The organism is Sulfuriferula plumbiphila (assembly GCF_009938015.1).
In the GTDB taxonomy this organism is placed as follows: domain Bacteria; phylum Pseudomonadota; class Gammaproteobacteria; order Burkholderiales; family Sulfuriferulaceae; genus Sulfuriferula; species Sulfuriferula plumbiphila.
This window is the reverse complement of the sequence record NZ_AP021884.1, coordinates 1445401-1469561: the sequence shown is the minus strand read 5'-3', so window position 1 is coordinate 1469561 and position 24161 is coordinate 1445401. Positions and strand designations below refer to the sequence as shown.

Genomic DNA, 24161 nt, shown 5'->3' with positions numbered 1-24161 from the left:
CCAATAAACCATGCTCTCCTCCCCCTACATCGCGGAAAAATCCAGCGTCTCCATCATCATGCTCAAGGTGCTGGCGGCGCTGGTGCCGGGCATTGCGGTCTACGTCTGGCTATTCGGCCCGGCGATTCTGGTAACGCTGACCCTCGCCAGCGTCACCGCGCTGGTGCTGGAAACCAGCGCGGTGCGTCTGCGCGGCTGGCCAGCCAGGCCGTTCCTGATGGATGGCAGTGCGCTGGTCACGGCCTGGCTGCTGGCGCTATCGCTGCCGCCGATCGCACCCTGGTGGCTGATTGTGGTGGGAACGTTTTTCGCCATTGTGGTGGCCAAGCATTTATATGGCGGGCTGGGCAATAACCTGTTCAACCCGGCCATGGTGGGCTATGCGGTACTGATTATTTCGTTCCCGGTGCAGATGACGCAGTGGCCGTCGCCGCTGTCGCTGGCGGGCGCGCACCTGGGCCTTCTGGACTCCGCGCAATACATCTTTACCGGGATCTTGCCGGATGGCTTGAAGCTCGACGCGATCAGCTCCGCCACACCGCTGGATACGCTGCGCACGCAATTGCAGCTGGAACACACGGTGCGCGAAATCACCCGTTTGCCCGTTTTTGGCAGCATCGGCGGCACCGGCGGCGAGGTGGTGGTGCTGATGTATCTGCTGGGCGGGCTGTACCTGTGGCTGGCGCGCATCATTACCTGGCATATTCCGGCGGCCTTTATCGCCGGGCTGTGGATTACCGGTGGACTGTTTCATGTAGCCGACCCGGATCGCTATATCTCGCCGTGGTTTCACCTCGCCACCGGCGGCGCCATGCTCGGCGCATTTTTCATTGCCACCGATCCGGTATCGGGTGCCACCACGCCGCGCGGCAAACTGATTTTCGGCGCAGGCATCGGCATGCTCACTTATCTGATCCGCACCCTGGGCGGCTATCCGGACGGCGTCGCGTTCGCCGTGCTGCTGATGAACATCATGGTGCCGCTGATCGACGCCTACACGCAACCCAAAGTGTACGGACACAAGCAAAAAGAGCCCGCAGAATGACTCCGTTATTACGTTCCGCGGCGCGTGCCGCGCTGGTCCTGCTGGGCTTCGCCATCGTCGGCACCGGCGTGCTGGCCTATACCTATGACATTACCCGCCCGGCCATTACCCGCAACGAGGACGCAGCGCGCCTGAAGCTCATCAGCGAGACGCTGGTCCCCGGCAGCTATGACAACAACCCGCTGCACGATGCCCTGCTGCTGCCGCCGCACAAGCTGCTGGGCACCACCCTCCCCAGCCACGCCTGGCGTGCACGCAAAGCGGGTGCGCCGGCGGCGCTGGTGCTCGAGGTCACCGCGCCGGATGGTTACAGCGGCGATATCAACATGCTGGTAGGTATCGGCGCAGATGGACGGATTACCGGCGTGCGCGTGGTGAGCCACAAGGAAACGCCGGGACTGGGCGATTACATTGATATCGCCAAGAGCGCGTGGATACGCATTTTCGACGGCAAGGCGCTGGATAACCCGGCAAGTGACGGCTGGAAGGTCAAAAAAGACAGCGGCCAATTCGACTACATGGCCGGCGCCACCATTACCCCGCGCGCAGTGGTCAAAGCCGTGCACCATGCCCTGGAATACGAAGCGGCGCACCGCAGCGCACTGTACGCTCCTGCACCGCACCCTGAAATCACACCCGGAGCCCAACCATGAGCCAATATCGCGATATCATCGTCAACGGTCTGTGGAAACAGAATCCCGGCGTCGTACAACTGCTGGGACTGTGTCCGCTGCTGGGCATCAGCAATTCGGTGGTCAACGCCGTCGGGCTGGGGCTGGCCACCACCCTGGTGATGACCTTCAGCAACGGCTCGATCTCCGCCATCCGCAACCTGGTATCCCACGAAATCCGCATCCCGGTATTCATCCTGGTGATTGCCGCGCTGGTGACGGTGATCGACATGGCGATGAACGCCTTTGTCCATCCGCTGTATCTGGTGCTGGGCATTTTTGTACCGCTGATTGTGACCAACTGCATCGTGCTGGCGCGCACGGATAGCTTCGCCGCCAAAAACCCGGTGCTGCCGTCCATGCTCGACGGCATGATGATGGGCATCGGCCTCACGATGGTCATCACCTTGCTGGGTGCGCTGCGTGAGGTGGTGGGCAAGGGCACCCTGTTCGCCGGCCTGGATCTCGCTTTCGGCCCGGCAGCCCAGGCTTTCGTCATCCACGTGGTGCCGGACTACAAGGGCTTTTTGCTGGCCATCCTGCCGCCCGGCGCGTTTTTCGGCCTGGGTCTGTTGATTGCGCTACGCAACTGGTGGGATCTGCGCAGCCAAAGGCGCGCCGCACAGCACCTGCCAGCCGGGCTGGCACAAGGAGTGAATTGATGAGCAAATTAGCCAACTCATTACGCGCATGGGGAACGCCTGACTTTAATCGCGTCCTCAAAAGTGAAATTGAACAGCTCGATGCCAGCCAGCTCCCCTTGCAGCAAGGCTTGACCATTGGCAGCTATGCGCTGGACAACAGACTCGATGTGATCGTCATCGGCACTGCTGAAGAAGATGGCCATATACGCGCCAAAATCGGTATTTTTTATACCAGCATCATTGCCGGCTGCAGTTGCGCAGACGATCCCACGCCCGTCGACGAAAATAATGAGTACTGTGTCATGCAGATTGAAATCGACCCAACCACGGCCGAAGCTGTGCTAACACTGCTGACCGATTAAGGCATAAACGCCTTTGTCCATCCGCAGTATCCGGTATCCGGCATTTTTGTACCGCTGATTGTTTGCGTAAACGCTTGCGATATTTTCGCCTGCTGGTTTGAGCAGACGCCCGTCCTGCGCTTTTTGTAGTTCGCGTATCAGTTTCGGGTTGAAGTTGTAAAAACCCATCGCGGTGAGTGCGTCGAAGACGGGCCGGAACACCAACAGGCCCGAAGCGCTCACCAGCGCAAGGTGATCTGGCGCCACAACGGGAAACGCCGGCTCGCTGCCCGCTCTGAGTTTACCGCTCATTTTCCTCATGAGAGCCGCATGAATACTGAGTGTTCTGCCTTCGTTCGCATTCACCTTTTGGGTGACATCGCTACGCACCATCGGGCGCGTCCAACTACGGTTTCTAGGTTTAACGGATTCATGCATCCTCCCCATTCGGCCGTACACAGATACGCTCCGCCAACACATCCACGCCCGCCAGCGGATGAATCGCCGCCGCCGGGATCGGCTCACCCCGGCGCCAGGCCGCGACTGCATCGCATTTGCCCGCACCGCTCACCAGAAACAGCACCGCGCGCGCGCGGCTCAGACGGCGCGCGCTGAGGCTCACGCGTTCGGGTGGCGGCTTGGGTGCGTCCGTTACCGCCAGCACATCCGGGCTATCCGGACAGGTGCCCCAATCGTGGCCGGGAAACAGGCTGGCGGTGTGACCATCCTCACCCAGTCCCAGCAGCACCAGGTCAAATTCCCCCACATCGTGCAAGGTGTTTGCGTAGGCATGGGCGGCGCCAGACGCGCCCAGTTCGGCGGGTATCGGGTGGATCTGCGCGGCCGGAATCGCGCTGCCTGCCAGCCACGCATCCTGCGCCATGCGACTGTTGCGCTCGGGGTGATCGGCGGGCAGACAGCGCTCATCGCCAAACCACACGTGCCAGCCACGCCAGTCGGTATCCAGCCCGGCCATGCGCGCGTAGAGCGCACGCGGCGTGGTGCCGCCGGCCAGCACCAGATGGAAGGCGCTGCGTGTGCGCAGTGCCTCCCCTGCCGCCGCGCGGATGCGGTTGAGGGCAGCCTCGACGAGTTGTTCGACAGCGTTGACGAAATGCCAACGGGTAGCCACATTCAGCTCGGATGATTTCATGTTTGCAGTTTAACCGAGTCACGGCGTCAGTCCTACCTTGCGGGCGCTTCTACAGCATCCGCATGGCGGCATTGGCAAGTGGGCATGCTTGCTGCTTATATCCAGGCGTAACCCAGTGCCGGAGACCATCATGAGAAACGACATCATCCAAAATGCCTGCGACAATGCCCTTGTCGTCAACACAGCGGCGAGCGACTGGCACGGTGTGGCAACCCATGTACTGGCGGTGGAAACACAAGGTCTTCCGTCGCGCCAGGATGAAATCCGCGAGCGCTTGCTGGCGCAGCATGGGATTTACGACCGTGATGGTCAAATCCGCGCGACTGAACTGACGTTGCGCATCAAACTGGCTTACAGCCACGGCCAGCCATGCGTGCCTGAACTGCGCAACGCAGAGGACGAGACCTTGCTGGCGGGCCTGTATTCGCTGGTTGAAGAAGGCAGCCTGAAAACCAGGATCCTGTTTGCCAGCGTCTCGGCCGACACCCTGATGTCGCCCGAAATAGAATACCTGCCGCAACAGAATGTCGTGTTCGCTGTGCATGCAGAAGTTGACGACGTGCCGACACTTTTACCAAGAATCAAACACCTTATCGAGTGTGGCTACCGCGTCGTGCTGGACGAGACTGGCAGCGACGAAGCCTTGCAGCCGCTGGTTGCCGCGACTCAGGCGGTCCGTGTGGATGCAAGCCGCTACGATGCAATCCACCTCGACAGTATGCTGCGCAGCCTGCGCGCCATGGGTGCACGTCAGCTCATCGCGGCACACATTCGCAACGCAGAAACCCTGGAAGTATCGCGCCAGCTTGGGTTTGACCTGTTTCAGGGTGCATTCGTCACCCAGACCGGGGGCAAGGCCGGCGTTGACGTGCCAGTGAACCGTCTGCGCGTGCTCGAACTCATCGACCGGGTCATGGCACACACCGACATGGCCGAGGTGGAAGCCCTGCTGAAAATGGACGCAGTGCTCAGCTACCGCCTGCTGCGCTTTGCCAACAGCGCCGGTTGCGGCGTAGTTCACGAGGTCACCTCGATTAGCCAGGTGCTGCAACAGATGGGACATGGCGCACTGTACCGCTGGCTCACCCTGCTGCTGCATGTCAGCGGCAAATCCGGCAGCACCGGCCAGGCTGTATTGAAGCGCGCGTTAACCCGCGCCTGTTTCATGCAGGCGCTGGCCGGCAAAAGCCTGCAACCGGTAAATGGCGACGAACTCTACCTGACGGGCTTGTTCTCGGTACTGGGCGAAATGCTCAACATGCCGATGCAGGACGCCGTCGCCAGCCTCAACCTGGGCAGCGCGATCAAACAGGCGCTGGTTAGCGGCAGCGGCACCCACGCAGGCTTCCTGGAACTGGCGCTGGCGTGCGAAGAGAACAACGAAACCCGCATCGCGAACGGCTCGGCACAGTGCATGGTGACCTATATCGACGTGAATATCGCGCTCATCAACGCACTGATTAGCGCGGAAGAAGCCGCGCTGTAAATGCAGGAGTCCGCCGGCGTGGTCCGGGCGCGCCGTGTAATCGGGTAAAATGCTGTCTTCCGATTCACGGCGCGTTGTCATGCCCCCCATTCTTGTTTTTGATATCGAAACCGTTCCCGATACCGACGGCCTGCGCACGCTTTACCGTACAGGCGACAGCGCCACCCCGCAACAACTGGCGGAGATCGCCTTCCTGCAACGCCGCCAGACTACCGGCTCGGATTTCCTGCAGCTGCACTTGCAGCGCGTGGTTGCCATTTCCTGCGTATTACGCGAGCGTGACCAGTTCCGCGTATGGTCGCTGGGTGACATTGCGGACAGCGAGGCCGAGTTAATCCAGCGTTTCTTCGACGCTATGGACAAATACGCCCCGCAACTTGTCTCCTGGAATGGCGGCGGTTTCGACCTGCCGGTACTGCATTACCGCGGCCTCATCAACCATGTAGCAGCACCACGCTGCTGGGACATGGGCGAAGACCAGCGCGAATTCCGGTACAACAGCTACCTCAGCCGTTATCACCGCCGCCACCTGGACTTGATGGATGTATTGGCCATGTATCAGCCCCGCGCCCATGCGCCGCTGGATGATCTCGCCCGCCTGTGCGGCTTCCCCGGCAAGCCGGGCATGGATGGCAGCCAGGTGTGGGACGCTTACCAGGCCGGGCACATTACGGACATCCGCAACTATTGCGAAACCGATGCGGTGAACATTTATCTGGTTTACCTGCGCTTTCAGCAAATGCGCGGCGCGCTCAGCGCCAGCCAATACACCGAAGAATGCGCGCTGGTGCGGGAAAGCCTCAGGCAAAACGACGCGTCCCACTGGCGCGAATACCTGGGCGCGTGGCCGCACCGCTGAACCGGATCGACCAGACCGGACGAATCGAATCACACGCGCAATTGCACTTCAAAAAAACACACATCCGCAACCGCAAAGGATAGGGGCGAATTGCGTTCCCGCTATGGACAGTAACTTATTTTTGATCATTGTTGCGCTGCTGCTGGTTGCGCTGAATGGTTTTTTCGTGGCCGCCGAATTCGGCATGGTCAAGCTGCGGCACACACGCGTGAAGACGATCGCCAAGGTATATGGGTTACGCGGACGCATGCTCACCAAGGTTCACGCCCAGCTTGACGCTTACCTGTCTGCCTGCCAGCTCGGGATTACCCTGGCCTCGTTGGGTTTAGGCTGGATCGGCGAACCTGCCTTTGCCGAACTGCTGCAGCCGTTGCTGACTTTTATTGGCGTCAAGTCCCCCAGGCTGATTCACGGCATTGCCTTTTTCTTCGCATTTTTCACCATCTCATTTCTCCATATCGTGGTCGGCGAGCTGGTCCCAAGTCCATGGCCATCCGCCGTACCGAGAAAGTGGCGCTATGGACCGCGGTACCGCTGTACGGTTTTTACTGGTTGATGTATCCGGCGATCTGGGTACTCAACACCAGCGCAAACCGGGTATTAAAGCTCACCGGGCTGGGCGATGCACATGGCCATGACGCCCATTATTCAGCCGATGAATTGAAGTTGATCCTGAAAAGCGGGCGCGCCACGGAGCAGTTCACGCGCGACGAGTGGAATGTGCTCGCCCATACCCTCGATTTCAGCGATCTGGAGGTAACCGACCTGATGCGTCCGTTTAATGAAGTCGTTGCGTTATCGGCCAATCATTCGCTGGTGGGAAACCTCGAACTCATCACCCGGCACCGTTTCAGCCGTTACCCTTACCTGGATCAAAATGATAAGGTCAAGGGCGTCATTCATCTGAAAAACCTGTTCCTGGCTGAACATAAAGAGGGCAGTATCGAGGATCTGGAAAAGTTTATTCGCCCGGTTCAGCAGGTCTCGCCCGAAATGTCGGCGCTGGAGCTGTTTCGCCGCTTTCGCAAAGGGGAACCGCACTTTGCAGTGATCGGCCATACAGACAGTCCGCCGTTAGGCTTTATCACACTTGACAATATGTTGAGCGCGCTGGTTGGCGAAATTCGCGACGAATTCCGCCACAGCCACAACGACTGGACAAAACTCGATGACGGCACGCTGATCGGCAAGGGCAGCCTGCCGATATTCACCCTCGAACGTGCGCTGGGCATAGACATCGACAACGATCAGGTGGATTCGGTCGGCGGCCTGATCATGTGGAAACTCGGCGATCTCCCCAAGGAAGGCGACAAGATTGAATTCGAGCATTTCGATGTGGTGGTCAAAAAAATGAGTGGCCCGCGCATCGTGCTGGTGCGTGTCCACCAAAAGGCAATGGCAGAACCTGGCGAACAGTAACTTGGTACTCACAATTCCGTTAACGACAAGACATCCAGATGAACCTCACCCAACCCACCCTGGTTATCGAATCCCTCAACCATGAAGGCCGCGGCGTCGCCCATCGCGACGGCAAGGCCATTTTCGTGGACGGCGCGCTCACCGGCGAGACGGTTGCCTACTCGGTGTACCGCAAAAAGGACACCTTCGAGATGGCGCAGGCCACCCGCATCCTGCGCGCGAGCCCAGCGCGCGTGCAGCCGCGCTGCAAGCACTTCGGCGTATGCGGCGGCTGCAGCCTGCAGCACATGGAACCCTCAGCGCAGATCGCCGCCAAGCAACGCGTACTGGAAGACAACCTGGCCCACATCGGCAAGGTCAAGGCTGAAACCATGCTGTCGCCCATCCACGGCCCGGCCTGGGGCTACCGCAGCCGGGCGCGCCTGTCGGTACGCATGGTGGAAAAGAAAGGCGGCGTGCTGGTCGGATTTCACGAAAGGAAAAGCAGCTTTGTCGCCGAAATGACCAGTTGTGACGTGCTGCCGCCGCGCATTTCTGCGCTCATTCCGCGGCTGCGCGAGCTGATCATGCAACTGACGATTCGCGACCGTCTGCCGCAGATCGAGGTGGCCGCCACCGATACCGTGGACGTACTGGTCATCCGCCACATGGCGCCGCTTGCCGAAGCCGACCAAGCCCTGCTGCGCAGCTTCGCCGACGCCCACCATATCCAGTGGTGGCTGCAATCCAAGGGGCCGGACACCATCATCCCGTTCTACCCGCTGGACGCGCCGGAGCTGGCCTATACGCTGCCTGAATTCAATCTGGTGATGCCATTCCGTCCGAGCGAGTTCACCCAGGTCAATACAGCGGTGAATCCGGTCCTGATGCGGCGCGCCATGCAGTTGCTCGACCCGCAGCCCAGCGAGCGCATCGTCGACATGTTCTGTGGTCTGGGCAACTTCACGCTGCCCATCGCGCGTCGTGCCAAACACGTGGTGGGCATCGAGGGCAGCAAGGAACTGGTCGCACGCGCACGCCAGAACGCCGAACGCAACGCCATTCATAACACCGAATTCAGGGTGGAAAATCTGTTCGGAATCAGTGCGGAACATCTGGCCGCACTCGGCCACTTCGACAAGATGCTGATCGACCCGCCCCGCGACGGCGCCGTGGAGCTGGTCAAATCCCTGGGGCTGGACGCCCCCCGGCGCATCGTTTACGTCTCGTGCAGTCCCGCCACGCTGGCCCGCGACGCCGCCATCCTGGTGCACACCAAGGGATACCGGTTGCGTTCGGCGGGCATCGCCAACATGTTTCCGCATACCGCACACGTGGAATCGATCGCGGTGTTTGAGCGCTGAGATAATTCTTAAGAACGATGCTAAGCACGGGGGTCACGGAGAGCACGGGGAAACGAGAAGGCAAAATTTAAGACACCTGAGCTTGATTTTTGCCTTTATTATTTCCTCCATGTTTTCCGTGGCTAAACCGCCTTTTCTCGTCCAAAAAAAAAAGCGCACCAAGGTGCGCTTTTTTGCGGGTCCGCGACTGTCAGTCGCGGTTGCCGGAAAATGCCATCAGCAAGTTCAGCAGATTGACGAAGATGTTATAAATATCCAGGTAAAGCGCCAGCGTCGCCATCACGTAGTTGGTCTCGCCGCCATTCACGATCCGGCTCACGTCATACAATATGTAACCCGAGAAAATCATGATGGCAATGGCCGAAATCGCCAGCGATGCTGCCGGCACTTGGAAGAAAACATTGGCCAGCGAGGCAATCACCAGCATCACCAAACCGATGAACAGAAACTTGCCCATGAAGCTGAAGTCTTTCTTGGTCACCGTGGCGATACCGGCGAGCGTGAAGAAAATCACACCGGTGCCGCCCGCCGCCATGCCGATCAGCTGCGCGCCGTTACGGAAGTGCAGCGCCGTCTGCAGAATCGGACCCAGCATCAGCCCGAACAGGAACGTCACACCCAGCAGCAGAATCACGCCCAGGCTATTGTTGCGATTCGCCTGGATGCCGTAGAACAGGCCAAACATCACTGCCAGCATGCCGATCATGGCGATGACCGGATGCTGTGCCATGAAGGCGAAATTCAGGCTCAAACCCATCCATGCGCCGATCACCGTCGGGATCATGGTCAGGCTCAGCATCATGTAAGTGTTGCGCAGGACTTTGTTCTGCGCCAGCGCCAGTTGCGCGGACTGGCTGTTCAATTGCAGTTCGGGTTGCATGCTTACCTCCGTTTATCAGTACACACCGATACAGACTAGCCGAGGTGGCATTAAGTTGCAATCACTATCAAAACCAGGTCGCCCGCGCGGTAAAATAGCGCCATGAATGCACCCGCTGCCCACACCCCGATGATGCAGCAATACCTGCGCATCAAGGCCGAGCACCCCGATATGCTGCTGTTCTACCGCATGGGGGATTTTTACGAACTGTTTTATGAGGACGCCGCGCGTGCGGCACAGTTGCTGGGGATTACCCTGACCACGCGCGGCGCGTCGGCGGGTACGCCGATCAAAATGGCGGGGGTGCCTTACCACGCTGCCGAGCAATATCTGGCGCGCCTGGTGAAACTGGGGCTGTCGGTCGCCATCTGCGAACAGGTGGGCGACCCGGCGACCAGCAAAGGTCCGGTGGAGCGCCGCGTGGCGCGGATAGTCACACCCGGCACCCTGACCGATGCGGCGCTGCTCGACGACCACCGCGACAGCCTGTTGCTGTCACTATGTGCCGAGCGCGGCACGCTGGGACTGGCGTGGCTGAATTTGTCCAGCGGCAGCCTGCGCGTGACCGAAATCCCTGCTGCGCAGCTCGCCGCCGAACTGGAGCGCATCCGCCCCGCCGAACTGCTGCTGCCGGAAGGCTTTGCCCATGCGGCGCTGGCGGCTTATCCCGCGCTGCGTGCCCTGCCCGCCTGGCAGTTTGACAGTGAACGCGCGACTGAACTGCTTACCCGGCAATTCGGCACGCATGACCTGCTGGCGTTCGGATGCGCGCAGCTGCCCGCGGCGATTGCCGCCGCCGGGGCGTTGCTACAATACGCGCAGGCTACCCAGCGCGGGTTATTGCCGCATATCAGCGGGCTGACGGTCGAACACCAAAGCCAATTCGTGCTGATGGATGCCGCCACCCGGCGCAATCTGGAAATCTCCGAGACCCTGCGCGGCGAGGCCAGCCCCACCCTGCTCTCGCTGCTCGATACCTGTGCCACCAGCATGGGCTCACGCCGGCTGCGCCACTGGCTGCATCATCCGCTGCGCGACCGTAACGTGCTGCGCCAGCGCCAGGACGCGATCAGCCGGCTACTGGATGAATCGGGCGCACGCGACAAGCTGCACCGGCTGCTGCAAGGCTGTGTGGATGTCGAACGCATCGCTGGCCGCATCGCGCTGTCCAGCGCGCGCCCGCGCGATCTGTCCGGCCTGCGCGACACCCTGGCCTGGCTGCCGGAAATCTGCGCGCAGCTGGCGCAATGGGACAACCCGCTGCTGGCGGCTGCCGCCAGCGCCTGTATGCCGCAGCACGCAACGCACGATCTCCTCACCCGCGCCATCCGCCCGGAGCCCGCCAGTGTCATCCGCGAGGGCGGCGTGATTGCCGACGGCTATGATGCCGAGCTGGACGAACTGCGCGGCCTGCAATCCAACAGCGGCGAATTTCTCATGGCCCTCGAAGCGCGCGAACGCGAACGCAGCGGCATCGCCAATCTCAAGGTCGAGTACAACAGGGTGCATGGCTTCTACATCGAAGTGAGCCGCGCCCAGGCCGATAAGGTGCCGGACGATTACCGGCGCCGCCAGACGCTGAAAAACGCCGAACGCTATATCACGCCGGAACTGAAAGCCTTCGAGGACAAGGCACTGTCGGCCTCGGAACGCGCGCTGGCGCGGGAAAAACTGCTCTACGAAGGTGTGCTCCAGGCGCTGCTGCCCAGCCTGCCTGCACTGCAAGCCCTGGCTGCCGCGCTGGCCGACCTGGACGTGCTGTGCGCCCTGGCGCAACGCGCCCAGACGCTGGGCTACTGCGTACCGCAGTTCACCGATGAAGCGGTGATCGAGATTTGCGGCGGACGCCATCCGGTGGTGGAGTCGCGTATTGACGACTTCATCCCCAACGACACGCTGCTCTCCCGCACACGCCAGATGCTGCTGATTACCGGCCCCAACATGGGCGGCAAATCCACCTACATGCGCCAGACTGCGTTGATCGCGCTGCTGGCCTGCTGCGGCAGTTTTGTGCCGGCGCAGCGCGCACGCATCGGGCCGATAGACCAGATTTTCACCCGCATCGGCAGTTCGGATGATCTGGCCGGCGGGCGTTCCACGTTCATGGTGGAAATGACCGAGACCGCGCATATCCTGCACAACGCGACCGACAACAGCCTGGTGCTGCTCGACGAAATCGGACGCGGCACCTCCACCTTTGACGGCCTCGCGCTGGCCTGGGCGGTGGCGCGCCAGCTGGCGGAAAAAATCCGTGCGTATACGCTATTTGCCACGCATTATTTCGAGCTCACCCGGCTGCCGCTGGAATGGCGCCAGATCGCCAACGTGCACGTCGAAGCCGTCGAACACAAGGACCGGATTGTGTTTCTGCACAGCGTGAAAGAAGGTCCGGCCAGCCAGAGCTACGGCCTGCAGGTGGCCGCGCTGGCAGGCGTGCCGGGCAGCGTCATCCAGGCCGCGCGCAGGCATCTGGTGACGCTGGAGCAAGGTGCCACGCGCAACGACCTGCAGCCCGACCTGTTCGCCGCACCCAGCGTTGCAACTGCACGCCATCCGGTGCTGACGCTGCTTGCCGGACTTGACCCGGACAGCCTCAGTCCGAAGGCGGCGCTGGAGGCGCTCTATCAACTGAAAAGCCTGCCGGCCGAGTAATCTCTGCAGCGCATGCCCAGTTTCATCCGCATCTATCAGCCACCCGGCCTCCTGCATCCGGGCGTTCACCGCTGCCGGCGTTTCCGGCCGGGCCACGGCAACGCGCCAGTGAGTCCGCTCAGCCCTTCATCCTCCGAAGACGCCGCTGAGCCCGGCTGTGCCGTGGGCCTGTCCGCATCAAGACGTAATAGCAGCGCGCGACATTGGATCAGTAACGGGCATAGGTGCGGGTCGAACCATCGCGATTGACCAGCAACACATCAAACGCGTCCTTGCGATCACCTTCCATGCCGGGCGAACCCATGGGCATGGCAGGTACCACCAGCCCCCGGGCATGAGGCTGCTCTTTGAGCAGGCGCCGGATATCCTTGGCCGGTACGTGGCCTTCCACCAGGTAGCCACCCACCTCGGCGGTGTGGCAGGAACCCATGCCGAGTGGCACACCCAGCCGCTGTTTGTGCGCCACCACGTTGTTGGTGTCGTGGGCAATGACCTGGAAACCGTTGGCCTTTAGGTGCTTCACCCACAGGTTGCAGCACCCGCAGGTGGGACTCTTGTAGACTTCCACAACCGGGGTGCCTGAAGCCGCCCATGCCGCCGGCGCCATAAGGCCGATGAGAAGGATCTTGAGGATCGATGTGTTCACGTCGTTCTCCTGGATTCGATTCGCACGCCGCGAGCAAAGACGTTGCAGGCGGCACTTAAGTGGTGATCGGCTACCGGTTTCAACGCTCGTGGCCCCGAAGAGCGTGTAACGGCCATGGCGACCCATCGGCTGACGGGTCATTCGACTTCGATTTTCCCCACCATGCCGGCTTCCATATGGCCGGGCACCAGGCAGGCAAAGTCCACTGTCCCTGGCTTGTCGAACTGCCAGACGATACTACCGCGCTGCCCGGGGCCGAGCGTGATCATGTTGGGCTCGGCATGCTGCATGCCCGGCATCTTGCGCATCATCTCGGCGTGTTCCTTGAGATCGTTCATGGAGCCGATCACCATTTCGTGAGGTATCTTGCCGGTGTTCTTGACGAAGAAGCGAACAGTTTCACCCGCCTTGACCTTGATCCCGTCCGGCGTGAATCGCATGGTGTCAGCCATTGTGACCTCGATGGTGCGGCTGACCTTGGCTGGATCACCGGCTTGCCCCATGGCGCCATCGTGGCCACCGCGGGACATGCCTTCCATACCGGACATCTGCGACATGTCGTGCCCACCCCTCTGCTTGTCATGACCGCCAGCATGCTCACCGCTTGCCAGTGCCAGGCTGGGCAATACCCACAAAATCAGAATCGAAAGTGACTTTTTCATACAAACCTCGTCTTTGTTGGGTTGAAAAACCTGCTTGAAACTGAGCCCGCATCTCCCAAAACGTACGGAGAAGCGCCGAAGGCTCAGTACCAGAAACGCACCCCGGCGACGAATCGCGTTACTTTGGTGTCTTCACCGGCGGCCCGCGCATAATCCGCCGTCCCCCCGAACTTGGCAGCCCGTTCGACGCCGATGTAGGGGGCAAACTCGCGCCGAATCTCATAGCGCAGGCGCACACCCGCGGCAAGATCGGACAAGCCGCTGCCGAGCGCGTGCGCGGCGTCGCGCTTGCCGTAGAAATTCGCCTCGACGCGCGGCTGCAGGATGAGCTTCTGCGTCAGCAGCAGTTCGTATTCCGCCGCGAACCGGAACGCGCTCCGCCCCTGCTCCCCCGCATAGGCGGTGGCGTCCACATTGAACCAGTAGGGTGCCAGCCCCTGGATGCCGAAGGCCAGCCAGCCGCGTCCCGGCCCCACGCCGCTGTCGTAGCGCACGCCGAGTTGCGTGTCCCAGAACGTGGCCACCGCGTGCCCCCAAAGCAATTCGGTGCGGGCATCCTGCAGCTTGCCGCTGGCCACATCGCCCTCGGCCTTGAGCACCGCGCGGTCGTAGTCCCGGCCGAACCGGGCCTGCAGGTCATACACAGTGGACGAGTTGTCGCGCGTGCGCACGCTTTCGAGCCGATCGATCAGAAGCGAGCCAAATTTATCCACGTCCCCCATCCGTGGCCGCGGAATCGGGCCGAAGTCGTAGCCCCCCGAATAGGCCTGCGGGTCGCGGGCGTCGGGCGGGGCGGAGCCGCCCTGCATGGACATGGACCCGGAGTCCATGCCGCCATCGCCGTGATTCATGTTGCTCATGTCACCGGCTTTTCCCGAACCCTGTGTCGTACCGGATCTGCTGCCTTGCTTCATTCCCGGCATGGAACCGTGATCCATCGCGCCATGATCCATGCCCGGCATTGCCTCCTGCTCCCCAGATGTCTTTGCCGGGGACGTTGCCTCTTCCGCCCAGACGGAAGAGACGCTTAGCGCCAACACTGCGGCGGCAATCTTGTTCACTCGGTTGTTCATCATTCTTGCTTTCTCCGTTGTTCGATAGCACCGCATTCAGGCCACGACTATTTCGCGGAACATGCCCGCATGCATGTGCAAGAACAGGTGGCAATGCCACGCCCAACGGCCCAAGGCGTCGGCGGTGACGAGGGAGGTAACGCGCTGCGCCGGCTGCACGTTGATGACGTGCTTGCGCACCTGGAAGCGCCCGTCCGGGCTTTCCAGCTCGCTCCACATGCCGTGCATGTGCATGGGATGGGTCATCATCGTGTCATTGACCAGGATCACGCGCAGCCGCTCGCCGTAGCGGAAATGCACGGGCGTGGACTTGCCGAACTCGAGGCCGTCGAGCGACCAGGTATAGCGCTCCATGTTGCCGGTGAGATGCAACTCGATCTCCCGCTCGGGTCCCCGCGGGTCGATCGGCCCGCCGATGGTGTGCAGATCGGCGTAGGTCAACACGCGGCGGCCATTGTTGCGCAGGCCGATACCCGGGTCGTCCAGGTTGGTGCGCGGCGTATCGACGCGCATATCGGTGCTCGGGCCGTATTCGCTTTTCGCGTGGCGCACGCGTACCGGTCCGCCCATCGCCATGCCGCCACCCATGGCGTGCGCACCATGATCCATGGCCATGCCACCATGATTCATGCCGGCCATACCGGCCATGCTGCCATGGTCCATACTCTCCATCCCGGCGTGATCCATAGCCGCCCCGCCGCCCATATCGCCCATCATATCCCCCATGGTGAGCGGTTCGGGTTTATCCGGCGCGGGAACCGCCGCCGTCATGCCGGCGCGCGGCGCCAGGGTGCCGCGAGAGAAGCCGGTGCGATCCATCGACTGGGCGAAGATCGTGTAGGCCTCGTCCCCGGGCGTGACCAGCACGTCATACGTCTCGGCGACGCCGATGCGGATTTCGTCCACCGTGACCGGCTCGATGTTCTGGCCGTCGGCCTGGATCACCGTCATCTTGAGCCCCGGGATGCGCACATCGAAAAACGTCATCGCGGCCCCGTTGATGAAGCGCAGTCGTACTTTCTCGCCCGGGCGGAACAGCCCGGTCCAGTTGCCGGCCGGCGTAGTGCCGTTCATCAGGTAGGTGTACGTGTAAGCGGAGATGTCGGCCAGATCGGTCGGGTTCATGCGCATCTGGTTCCACATCTTCCGCTTGCTGATAGCGGCACTGAAACCCTCGTTGGCGACGTCGCGAAAAAAATCGACCGCCGTGGGCTGGTTGAAATTGTAGTAGTCGCTTTGCATCTTGAGCTTATCGAATACCCGCACCGGGTCTTCGTCGGTCCAGTCGGACAACTGCACCACGTAGTCGCGATCGGCGCGGATCGGGTCGGCGTCGGCCGGGTCAATGATGATGGCGCCGTACATGCCGGTCTGTTCCTGCATGCCGGAATGGGAGTGGTACCAGTAGGTGCCGGTCTGCACGACCTTGAAACGGTAGGTAAAGGTTTCCCCGGGCGGGATGCCTTTGAAGCTGATGCCAGGCACGCCGTCCATCTGGAACGGCAGGAGAATGCCGTGCCAGTGAATGGAGGTGTCCTCGGCAAGCCGGTTGGTGACCCGCAGGGTCACCGTATCGCCCTCGCGCCAGCGCAAGGTGGGCGCCGGAATGGAGCCGTTGATGGAGGTAGCCATGCGCGGCGTGCCGGTGAAATTGATCGGCGTTTCCGCAATCGTGAGGTCAAATTCGGTGCCGGTGAGCACCTTGGCCGTTCCGATGGCCGTCCCATCGGCCTCTCGTGCCCAGGCGGGAGTGATCAATGGACCCAGGCCCAGCATGACCCCCCCTGCGGCAAGCCCCTGAAGGAATTGTCGACGCGGCAAGTCCGGCAAAATCAAACGGGATCGGGAATGAGGCTTCATCATCTTGGCATGTCCTCCAAGCAAAAAATCGCGTTTGGCCTGGGCTGCCTGCAATGCCCATGGCCGTTGAACTTATTAGTACAGGGGCAAATAATATCAGCGTGCTACCGTCCCAAGCATGACCGATCCATTACGATTTTATAATCAAATCGTCACTTTCTTGACAGACTCCCGCGAGTATCCTGATCAGCAATAACCCCATGCGGCATATTCGGTATCCAATCAGGAGCCGCGCCTGGCACCGGCTCCAGGCCAGAACGGGTAGGGATTGCACATGAAACTTCTCGTCGTCGAAGACGAAACCAAAACGGGTGAATATCTGCGGCAAGGGCTGACGGAAGCTGGCTTCGTGGTCGATCTGGCACGCAACGGGCTGGATGGCCACCACCTCGTCATGACCGAGCCCTACGATTTGATCGTTCTGGACGTCATGCTGCCGGACGTCGATGGCTGGCGCATCGTGAAGTCGCTGCGCGAGGCCGGCAAGCGTATGCCCGTTCTGTTTTTGACCGCACGCGACAGCGTGGATGATCGCGTCAAGGGGCTGGAACTCGGCGCAGACGATTACCTCGTCAAACCCTTTGCGTTCGCGGAGTTGCTGGCACGGGTACGCACCCTGCTGCGCCGGGGTAACACTCCCGCATCGATGGATCAGCTCCAGGTGGCGGATCTCGAGTTTGACGTAGTGCGCCACTGCGTGATGCGCGCTGGCAGGCGTATCCACCTGACCACCAAGGAGTTCGCCCTGCTTGAACTCCTGGTGCGCCGTCAGGGCGAGGTGCTACCGCGCACGCTCATCGCCTCCCAGGTATGGGACATGAACTTCGACAGCGACACCAACATTATCGACGTGGCCATCCGTCGCCTGCGGGCGAAGATCGACAAAGAGTTCGAGCCCAAACTCATCCACACGGTACGCGGCATGGGCTACATGCTGGATGTGCCGGACGCGTCCTGAGCCGCAAAATGCGCCGGCCCGCCTCGCTCGCGCTGCGTCTGACGGGATTCATCGGTATAGCGATCACGCTGGTGCTGCTCGCCTTCGGTTGGGTTATCGGGCGTTCGGTCGAGAATCACTTCGCCGAACAGGACGCCGGAGAACTCAGGGCTCTTGCGCAGGCGGTACAGCAGTCGCTTGCCGCCGCATCATCCGACGGTGATATCGAGGTGTTACAACGCAGCCTCGCCGCCTCGCTGGCAGGACATCATGGAATGTTCCTTTACGTCGCCGGTGCCGATGGTCAAACACTGTTTTCCAGCCCTGGCCCCGACCTGACGGCGATCGCCCGGTCAATTCCGCCGGCGCCACGCATCGAGACCGACGCATTGCGCGTCTGGCAAGACCCGCCACGAACCTTACGCGGAATCATCTTGCGCATGGGGCCGAACGCGAGTTCGGCAAAGCAGCCATTCCTCGTGGTGCTTGCCACGGCGATCGATTTTCACCTGCACTACCTGACGGACTTTCGCCGCACATTGTGGATCATGGCACTGGGCGCCATAGCGCTCACGATCGTCGCGGTTTGGCTCGCCGTGCATCACGGTCACGCGCCGCTGCGCCGGATCACCGCCCAAGTCCAAAGAATAACTTCAGACCAACTACACGTTCGTCTGTCCCCCGAGACGGTGCCGATCGAACTCACCGAGCTTGCTACGTCATTCAACAACATGCTCGGCCGGCTGGAGGATGCGTTTCACCGGCTCTCGAATTTTTCCGCCGATATCGCACACGAACTGCGCACGCCGGTGACCAACCTGATGACGCAAACGCAGGTCGCCCTTTCCAGCGCGCGGAGCATCGACGAATACCGCGAGATTCTCTACTCTAACCTCGAAGAATATGAACGCATGGCCCAGATGATCGGCGACATGCTGTTTCTGGCCCAGGCCGACAACGGTCTGTTGAAGCCAAGCCTGGCCAATGTAGACCTGGCTGCGGAGGTACGGACGCTCTTCGACTACTTTGAGGCATGGGCAGAAGAGCGCGGCGTCGCACTCGCGCTGAAAGGTGCGCCAGCTAATGTACCAGGCGATCGGCTGATGTTGCGCCGGGCATTGAGTAACCTTCTTTCGAACGCCATCCGTCACACACCCTCCGATCAAGCGGTGCAAGTGAGGTTGGAGACATGCACAGACGGAACCCGTGTCGTTGTTGACAATCCCGGAAAAGAGATTCCGCCGCAACACCTCCCGCGATTGTTTGATCGTTTTTACCGCGTCGATTCTTCGCGCTACCGTCAAGGCGATGGCGCCGGACTGGGGCTTGCCATCGTCAAAGCCATCGTCGATGCGCATGGCGGGACCGTCACGGCAATTTCCACTAACGGCAGGACGCAGTTTCAGATCACATTGCCCAATACGGCAACACCATCGACGGTTCCAAGGGGATAAAGCGCACTCAGAACCTCTTTGATTAAACCCACGATCACGTCTGAGGCAAGCTGAGTTTCGTGGAGTCCGACGTTTCGTCACAGCCGCAAGGGGCGATTCGAATGCTGGACTACCTGTCACCGGCAGCGTTTACACAGCGATACTATGCAAAAACCACTCGCTGCCAACTCGTTGGACTCTCCATGATTGACAGCAGACCTCACGCTGGAGCAAGGTGCCACGCGCAGACCTGCAAGCGGATTTATTCAGCGCGCCTGGCCAGGAAGCCACGCCTCACCCCGTACTGGAACATCTGGCCACGATTGAACCGGACAGCCTCAGTCCGAAGGCAGCGCTGGAGGCGCTCTATCAACTGAAAAGCCTGCCGGCTGAGTAATCTCCGTCAGTGCTGAAGCGGCGCGGGACCATCCGTATCTATCGGCCACAATGTGTGTGTATCCAGCAGCAGCCGGTAGCGGGCTTCGGCTGCGTCCAGACGGGCGCTGACGGCAGCGAGCTGGGCCTCCTGCATCTGGCGGCGGGCGGTAAGCACGTCGGATAGGCCACTCTCGCCCAGGCGGTAGGCACGGGCAAGCAGATCAGCGTTACTGCGCATGGCGGTTGCCGCTTGCTCTGCCGCCTGCCATGCCTGATACGCCGACTGCGCAGTAATCCAGCTACTCGCGGTTTCTGTCTTGACTTTGGTCAGCACGCCGGCTTCACGCTGCGCCGCCACTTCGCTGCTCGCCAGTGCGCTCGCCTGGCTTGCAGCACGCCCTGCACCGGGCAGCGGAATCATCACATTCACGCCGATCAGCCGCTCTTCCCCGCCGCGTTCCGAACCGTAACGCAGGCCGACGGCAGGATCCGGCAATCGGTCGGCCTCACTGCGCGCCAGCAGCAGGCGGCTACGTTGTGTCTCGCCTCGCGCCAGGGACAGCTCATGATTGTCCGCCAGCACGAGTTGCTGCCAGTAACCAAGACCCTGGCTAACCGGCACCGGTTCCGGCAGCATCGGCACCGCAGGCAGCGCAATCGTGGGGTAGCGCTGAGTTAACTCATTCGCAGCAATGCTGGCGCGCAGATGTGCCTGGGCAAGCTGCGCCTCGGCCTGGGACAGCGCCGCCTGGGCCTGCAGTTGTTCCAGCCGGGCAGCGTCTCCCGCCTTGATGCGTTTTTCCACCACGGCGAGCTGCTCGCGCAACAGCCCGACCTGGGTATGCCACTGTTTTTCCTGGTTGAATTCACGTAGCCAGACAAACCAGGACTTGAGCAACATGCGCCCTGATTCATGCAACGCATCACCGTAAACCACGCGCGCCTGCTGTATGCCTTGATCGCCCAATTCGCCATCAATGCGGGATTTCACGGGCAGGCGCAGGCTACGTTCGAGCCCCACGCTCCATTCGAAAAACTGTCCTGAGAAAACATTCACCCGACGTTGCATGGTATCGACGCGCACGCTGGTTTCGTAGCTGCCGGCACGCAAGCGATCACGGTCGGCTGACGCTACGCCAATTCTGGTGCGAGCGGCGCGCACCATGGGGGTATTTTCCAGCGCTTTTTTCACCTCGGACATTGGCGGCAGATCGGGGTAATTCTGATAGGTTTGCGCCACGGCGGGAAGGGGTAGCACCACAATCAGCACGACCAGTAAACAACGTTTCATACAAATCTCCCGAATTCTTGCACATCCGTCATCCAGTAAGCCACTTCCGGATGCGGCCAGATGGATTTCAACAGCGCCAGCAGCTGCACAGCGTCGGCATGCTGCATCACCGTATCAATGCGGACACGCCGGGCGCGGCCGCGCACTTTTTCAGCCGCCGTGTCACAGGTCTGGGACTGGCCATGACCGCTGACTTCCATGCTGGTAAAACCGCTTACCCATTCGGGGTGCTCCAGCAGGGTATCGAGCACCGCTTCTTCCAGCGCCATGGGCAGGATCAGGGTGAGTTGCGTATGGTTAATATCGCTCATATGAGTGTCTCCGTGCGCGCAACGCCAAAGCGCCGATAAAGGATGGGCAGCAGCACCAGGGTGAGCAGCGTGGAAGTAACCAGGCCGCCGATTACCACGATGGCAAGCGGCTTCTGGATTTCCGACCCGGGCCCGCTGGCGAACAACAGGGGCACCAGGCCGAAGGCGGCGATCATGGCAGTCATCAGCACCGGGCGCAGACGGCGCCGTGCGCCCTCCACCACCACTTGATTGAGCGCCATGCCCTCACTGAGCAACTGGTTGAAATAGGTCACCAGCACCACGCCGTTCAACACCGCGATACCCAGCAGCGCGATGAAGCCCACCGACGCCGGTACCGATAGGTATTGCCCGGAAAGCCACAGCGCGAACACCCCGCCGATCAACGCGAACGGCACGTTGGTCAGCACTAGCAGCGCCTGCCGCACCGAACGGAAGGTGGCGAACAGCAGCAGGAAAATCATCCCCAGCGCCACCGGCACGACGATACCCAGCCGCCTGGCAGCGCGCTGCTGATTCTCGAACTGGCCGCCCCACACCGTGGTGTAGCCGCCGGGCAGCCTGACCTTGGCGGCCACCGCCTGTTTGGCTTCGTCTACAAAACCCACCAGGTCGCGGCCGCGCACATTGGTCTGCACCACCACGTAGCGGGCGGCATTTTCCCGCTCCACCTTGACCGGCCCATCGGTGTGGCGAAGGTGCGCCACCTCGCTCAGGGGGATGCTGCGACCATCCGGCAAGGTCAACCGCAGCGCCTCGAACAGTGCCGGCGAGGCGCGCACATCCTCCGCACCGCGCAACACCAGCGGCGTGCGTCGCACACCCTCCAGCACCACGCCCAGCGCCCTGCCTTCAAGCTGGATGCGCAGGTCGTTCTGCACGTCATCGGCATTGAGGCCGAAACGCCCGGCAGCCAGACGATCCACCCCGATTTGCAGGAATTGCACGCCTTCATTCTTCGTCGTCATCACGTCCTGGGCGCCAGGAATGGTTTTCAGCACACCGGCCACCTCGCCCGCCAGGCGGTTTAGAGTGGCCAGATCGGAACCGAAAATCTTCACCGCCAGGTCGCCGCGCACACCGGTAAGCATTTCCGACACGCGCATTTCAATCGGCTGGGTGAAAGCGATGTTGATGCCGGGAAAATCCTGCATGACTTGGCGCAGTTGGTCGGTAAGCCACTCCTTGTCCGGTTTGCGCCATTGATCGCGCGGTTTCAGCACCAGAAAGGTGTCGGTCTCGTTAAGCCCCATCGGATCAAGACCCAGTTCGTCCGAACCGGAGCGCGCAACGATTCCTTTCACTTCCGGGACATGCGCCATAATCGCCCGTTCCACGCGCAGATCGGTGTCCACCGTCTGTTCCAGGCTGATGGAAGGCAGTTTTTGCAACTGCAGAATGAGGTCGCCCTCGTCCATCACCGGCATGAAGGTCTTGCCGATCAGCGTGTATACCCCGGCCGTAGCCAGCAGTGCGACAAGCGCCACGCCAATGACGATTTTGGCATGGGCCAGCGACCAGTCCAGACTCGGCCGGTACAACGCCATGGCTTTACGCACCAGCCAGGGATCCTTGTGGGCACCCTGCCTGAGCAGCCAGGACGCCAGCACCGGGATCACGGTGAGCGACAGCAACAGCGAGGCGGACAGGGCAAACACGATGGTCAGTGCCACCGGCACAAACAGCTTGCCTTCCAGGCCCTGCAGGGTGAGTAAAGGGAAAAATACGATGATGATGATGAAAATACCCGAAGCTACCGGCGTCACCACTTCGCGCACCGCGCGATAGATCACGTGCAGCTTGGGCAGCCTGGTCGCACTGTTGTCATGCGCCAGATGGGTGACGATGTTTTCCACCACCACCACGGCGGCGTCCACCAACATGCCGATGGCGATGGCCAGCCCACCCAGGCTCATCAGGTTGGCCGACATGCCGAACTGCCGCATGAGAATAAAAGTGGCCAGCGCCGACAGTGGCAGCACCATGGCCACCACAACGGCGGCCCTGAGGTTACCCAGGAACAGCACCAGCAGGATCACCACCAGCACGATGGCTTCGGTGAGCGCATCGGAAACCGTGGAGATGGCGCGTTCCACCAGGCTGCCGCGGTCGTAAAACACCCGGATTTTGACGCCGGCTGGCAGGGTTTTTTCGATCTCGGCCAGCTTGGCGCGCACCCCCTGCACGACCTGGCGTGCGTTGGCGCCGCGCAGTCCCAGCACCAGGCCTTCCGCCGCTTCATCCTTGCCGTCCTTGGTCACGGCACCATAACGCGTCAGGCTGCCGATACGCACATTGGCGACATCGCCCACGCGCACCGGGATACCGTCGCGGTTTGTGACAACAATGTTGCGCACATCATCCAGAGTCTTGATGGCACCTTCCACCCGCACCACCAGCACTTCCTCCCCGGACCTCAGGCGCCCTGCGCCGTCGTTGCGGTTGTTCATTTCCAGCGCCTGCTGCAGATCGGACAGACGCACGCCGCGCGCGGCGAGCTGGACGTTGTCCGGCGCCACCTCGAAAGTGCGCACCAGACCGCCCAGCGTATTGACGTCGGCCACGCCGGGCAGGGTACGCAACTGCGGGCGTATCACCCAATCGAGTAACGAGCGACGCGCGGCGAGCGAGAGCTTGCCGCCTTCCACAGTGAACATGTACATCTCGCCCAGCGGCGTAGTGATCGGCGCCAGACCGCCCGAAGTCCCGGCTGGCAGACTGACCTGGGCGTTGCCAAGGCGCTCCGCCACCTGTTGGCGCGCCCAGTAAATGTCGGTGCCATCCTCGAAATCAATGGTTATATCCGCCAGCGCGTACTTGGAAATGGAACGCAACATGTGCTGTTTGGGAATGCCCAGCATTTCCGTTTCGATGGGCGCGACAATCCGCGCCTCCACCTCCTCCGGCGTCATCCCGGGTGCTTTCATGATCAACTTCACCTGGGTCGTGGAGACATCGGGAAAGGCGTCGATCGGCAGGTCCTTGAACGCCATGGCACCCGCACCGATCAACAGCAGCGTGAGCACCGCGACCAGCAGGCGCTGGGTAAGCGAAAATTCGACGAGTCTGTTTAGCAT

Annotated in this window: 22 protein-coding genes and 1 pseudogene; 13 read left to right on the top strand and 10 right to left on the bottom strand. The window is 61.3% G+C overall.

Features of this window, described 5'->3' with window-relative positions; genetic code table 11:
* Positions 1–10: 10 nt before the first annotated feature.
* From rsxD to GZH91_RS07720, 4 genes are read left to right on the top strand one after another with little or no spacing between them, the layout of a single operon-like run.
* Entirely contained in the window at positions 11–1045 is a 1035-nt protein-coding gene (gene rsxD / locus GZH91_RS07735) for an electron transport complex subunit RsxD (protein ID WP_147074976.1), read from the top strand.
* On the top strand, positions 1042–1698 hold the full coding sequence (rsxG, locus tag GZH91_RS07730) for an electron transport complex subunit RsxG (RefSeq protein WP_147074975.1): 657 nt from the start codon (positions 1042–1044) through the stop codon (positions 1696–1698). The genes rsxD and rsxG overlap by 4 nt, the downstream gene beginning before the upstream one ends.
* Positions 1695–2378, top strand: a complete 684-nt coding sequence (locus tag GZH91_RS07725; protein ID WP_147074974.1) for an electron transport complex subunit E — start codon at positions 1695–1697, stop codon at positions 2376–2378. Before rsxG ends, GZH91_RS07725 begins: the two co-directional genes overlap by 4 nt.
* Positions 2378–2722 (top strand): hypothetical protein, encoded by a 345-nt coding sequence (locus GZH91_RS07720; protein ID WP_147074973.1) that lies wholly within the window; start codon positions 2378–2380, stop codon positions 2720–2722. Before GZH91_RS07725 ends, GZH91_RS07720 begins: the two co-directional genes overlap by 1 nt.
* Here the strand turns inward: GZH91_RS07720 and GZH91_RS17780 are convergent.
* Both GZH91_RS17780 and pgl read right to left on the bottom strand, forming a co-directional pair.
* Positions 2702–3094 carry an AAA family ATPase gene (locus tag GZH91_RS17780; protein ID WP_198415428.1) on the bottom strand — a complete coding sequence of 131 codons (393 nt, stop codon included), beginning with the start codon at positions 3092–3094 and terminating at the stop codon, positions 2702–2704. The genes GZH91_RS07720 and GZH91_RS17780 overlap by 21 nt on opposite strands.
* Before the next feature lie 37 nt (positions 3095–3131).
* Positions 3132–3854 carry a 6-phosphogluconolactonase gene (gene pgl, locus GZH91_RS07710; RefSeq protein ID WP_147074972.1) on the bottom strand — a complete coding sequence of 241 codons (723 nt, stop codon included), beginning with the start codon at positions 3852–3854 and terminating at the stop codon, positions 3132–3134.
* 130 nt (positions 3855–3984) lie between these two features.
* Here pgl and GZH91_RS07705 point away from each other — a divergent pair, with 130 nt between their 5' ends.
* From GZH91_RS07705 to rlmD, 5 genes and pseudogenes are all read left to right on the top strand, one after another.
* On the top strand, positions 3985–5340 hold the full coding sequence (locus GZH91_RS07705) for an EAL and HDOD domain-containing protein (protein ID WP_147074971.1): 1356 nt from the start codon (positions 3985–3987) through the stop codon (positions 5338–5340).
* A gap of 79 nt (positions 5341–5419) precedes the next feature.
* A complete protein-coding gene (locus tag GZH91_RS07700) occupies positions 5420–6199 on the top strand; it encodes a 3'-5' exonuclease (protein ID WP_147074970.1) in 780 nt (259 codons plus the stop codon).
* Positions 6200–6302: 103 nt separating this feature from the next.
* A pseudogene (locus GZH91_RS18030) lies at positions 6303–6853 on the top strand (CNNM domain-containing protein); the annotation flags it as partial.
* Positions 6854–6967: 114 nt separating this feature from the next.
* A complete protein-coding gene (locus tag GZH91_RS07695) occupies positions 6968–7618 on the top strand; it encodes a transporter associated domain-containing protein (RefSeq protein ID WP_223264643.1) in 651 nt (216 codons plus the stop codon).
* A gap of 38 nt (positions 7619–7656) precedes the next feature.
* Positions 7657–8961 carry a 23S rRNA (uracil(1939)-C(5))-methyltransferase RlmD gene (gene rlmD, locus GZH91_RS07690; RefSeq protein ID WP_147074969.1) on the top strand — a complete coding sequence of 435 codons (1305 nt, stop codon included), beginning with the start codon at positions 7657–7659 and terminating at the stop codon, positions 8959–8961.
* A 190-nt stretch (positions 8962–9151) separates the two neighbouring features.
* Here the strand turns inward: rlmD and GZH91_RS07685 are convergent, their stop codons facing one another.
* Positions 9152–9841, bottom strand: a complete 690-nt coding sequence (locus GZH91_RS07685) for a Bax inhibitor-1/YccA family protein (RefSeq protein WP_147074968.1) — start codon at positions 9839–9841, stop codon at positions 9152–9154.
* A gap of 102 nt (positions 9842–9943) precedes the next feature.
* Between GZH91_RS07685 and mutS the strand changes: the two genes are divergently transcribed.
* Complete coding sequence (mutS, locus tag GZH91_RS07680; RefSeq protein WP_147074967.1) at positions 9944–12493, top strand: DNA mismatch repair protein MutS; 2550 nt, start codon at positions 9944–9946, stop codon at positions 12491–12493.
* A gap of 208 nt (positions 12494–12701) precedes the next feature.
* On the opposite strand, the gene GZH91_RS07675 is transcribed toward mutS, so the two are convergent.
* From GZH91_RS07675 to GZH91_RS07660, 4 genes are all read right to left on the bottom strand, one after another.
* Positions 12702–13139, bottom strand: a complete 438-nt coding sequence (locus GZH91_RS07675) for a DUF411 domain-containing protein (protein WP_147074966.1) — start codon at positions 13137–13139, stop codon at positions 12702–12704.
* A 137-nt stretch (positions 13140–13276) separates the two neighbouring features.
* Positions 13277–13801, bottom strand: coding sequence for a cupredoxin domain-containing protein (locus GZH91_RS07670; protein WP_147074965.1), 525 nt, complete (start codon positions 13799–13801; stop codon positions 13277–13279).
* A gap of 83 nt (positions 13802–13884) precedes the next feature.
* Entirely contained in the window at positions 13885–14877 is a 993-nt protein-coding gene (locus tag GZH91_RS07665) for a copper resistance protein B (protein WP_223264642.1), read from the bottom strand.
* 33 nt (positions 14878–14910) lie between these two features.
* Positions 14911–16734, bottom strand: a complete 1824-nt coding sequence (locus GZH91_RS07660) for a copper resistance system multicopper oxidase (RefSeq protein ID WP_161984327.1) — start codon at positions 16732–16734, stop codon at positions 14911–14913.
* Between the two features lie 274 nt (positions 16735–17008).
* On the opposite strand from GZH91_RS07660, the gene GZH91_RS07655 reads away from it, so the two are divergent.
* From GZH91_RS07655 to GZH91_RS07645, 3 genes are all read left to right on the top strand, one after another.
* Positions 17009–17692, top strand: coding sequence for a heavy metal response regulator transcription factor (locus GZH91_RS07655; protein WP_161984215.1), 684 nt, complete (start codon positions 17009–17011; stop codon positions 17690–17692).
* 8 nt (positions 17693–17700) lie between these two features.
* Positions 17701–19125: a Cu(+)/Ag(+) sensor histidine kinase gene (locus GZH91_RS07650; protein WP_161984214.1), complete on the top strand. Its 1425-nt coding sequence runs from the start codon at positions 17701–17703 to the stop codon at positions 19123–19125.
* 214 nt (positions 19126–19339) lie between these two features.
* Positions 19340–19501, top strand: a complete 162-nt coding sequence (locus GZH91_RS07645) for a hypothetical protein (protein ID WP_161984213.1) — start codon at positions 19340–19342, stop codon at positions 19499–19501.
* Positions 19502–19507: 6 nt separating this feature from the next.
* Here GZH91_RS07645 and GZH91_RS07640 read toward each other — a convergent pair whose 3' ends face one another.
* From GZH91_RS07640 to GZH91_RS07630, 3 genes are read right to left on the bottom strand one after another with little or no spacing between them, the layout of a single operon-like run.
* Positions 19508–20773: a TolC family protein gene (locus tag GZH91_RS07640; RefSeq protein WP_147075009.1), complete on the bottom strand. Its 1266-nt coding sequence runs from the start codon at positions 20771–20773 to the stop codon at positions 19508–19510.
* A complete protein-coding gene (locus GZH91_RS07635; protein ID WP_147075010.1) occupies positions 20770–21084 on the bottom strand; it encodes a DUF3240 family protein in 315 nt (104 codons plus the stop codon). Before GZH91_RS07635 ends, GZH91_RS07640 begins: the two co-directional genes overlap by 4 nt.
* Positions 21081–24161, bottom strand: coding sequence for an efflux RND transporter permease subunit (locus GZH91_RS07630; RefSeq protein WP_147075011.1), 3081 nt, complete (start codon positions 24159–24161; stop codon positions 21081–21083). Before GZH91_RS07630 ends, GZH91_RS07635 begins: the two co-directional genes overlap by 4 nt.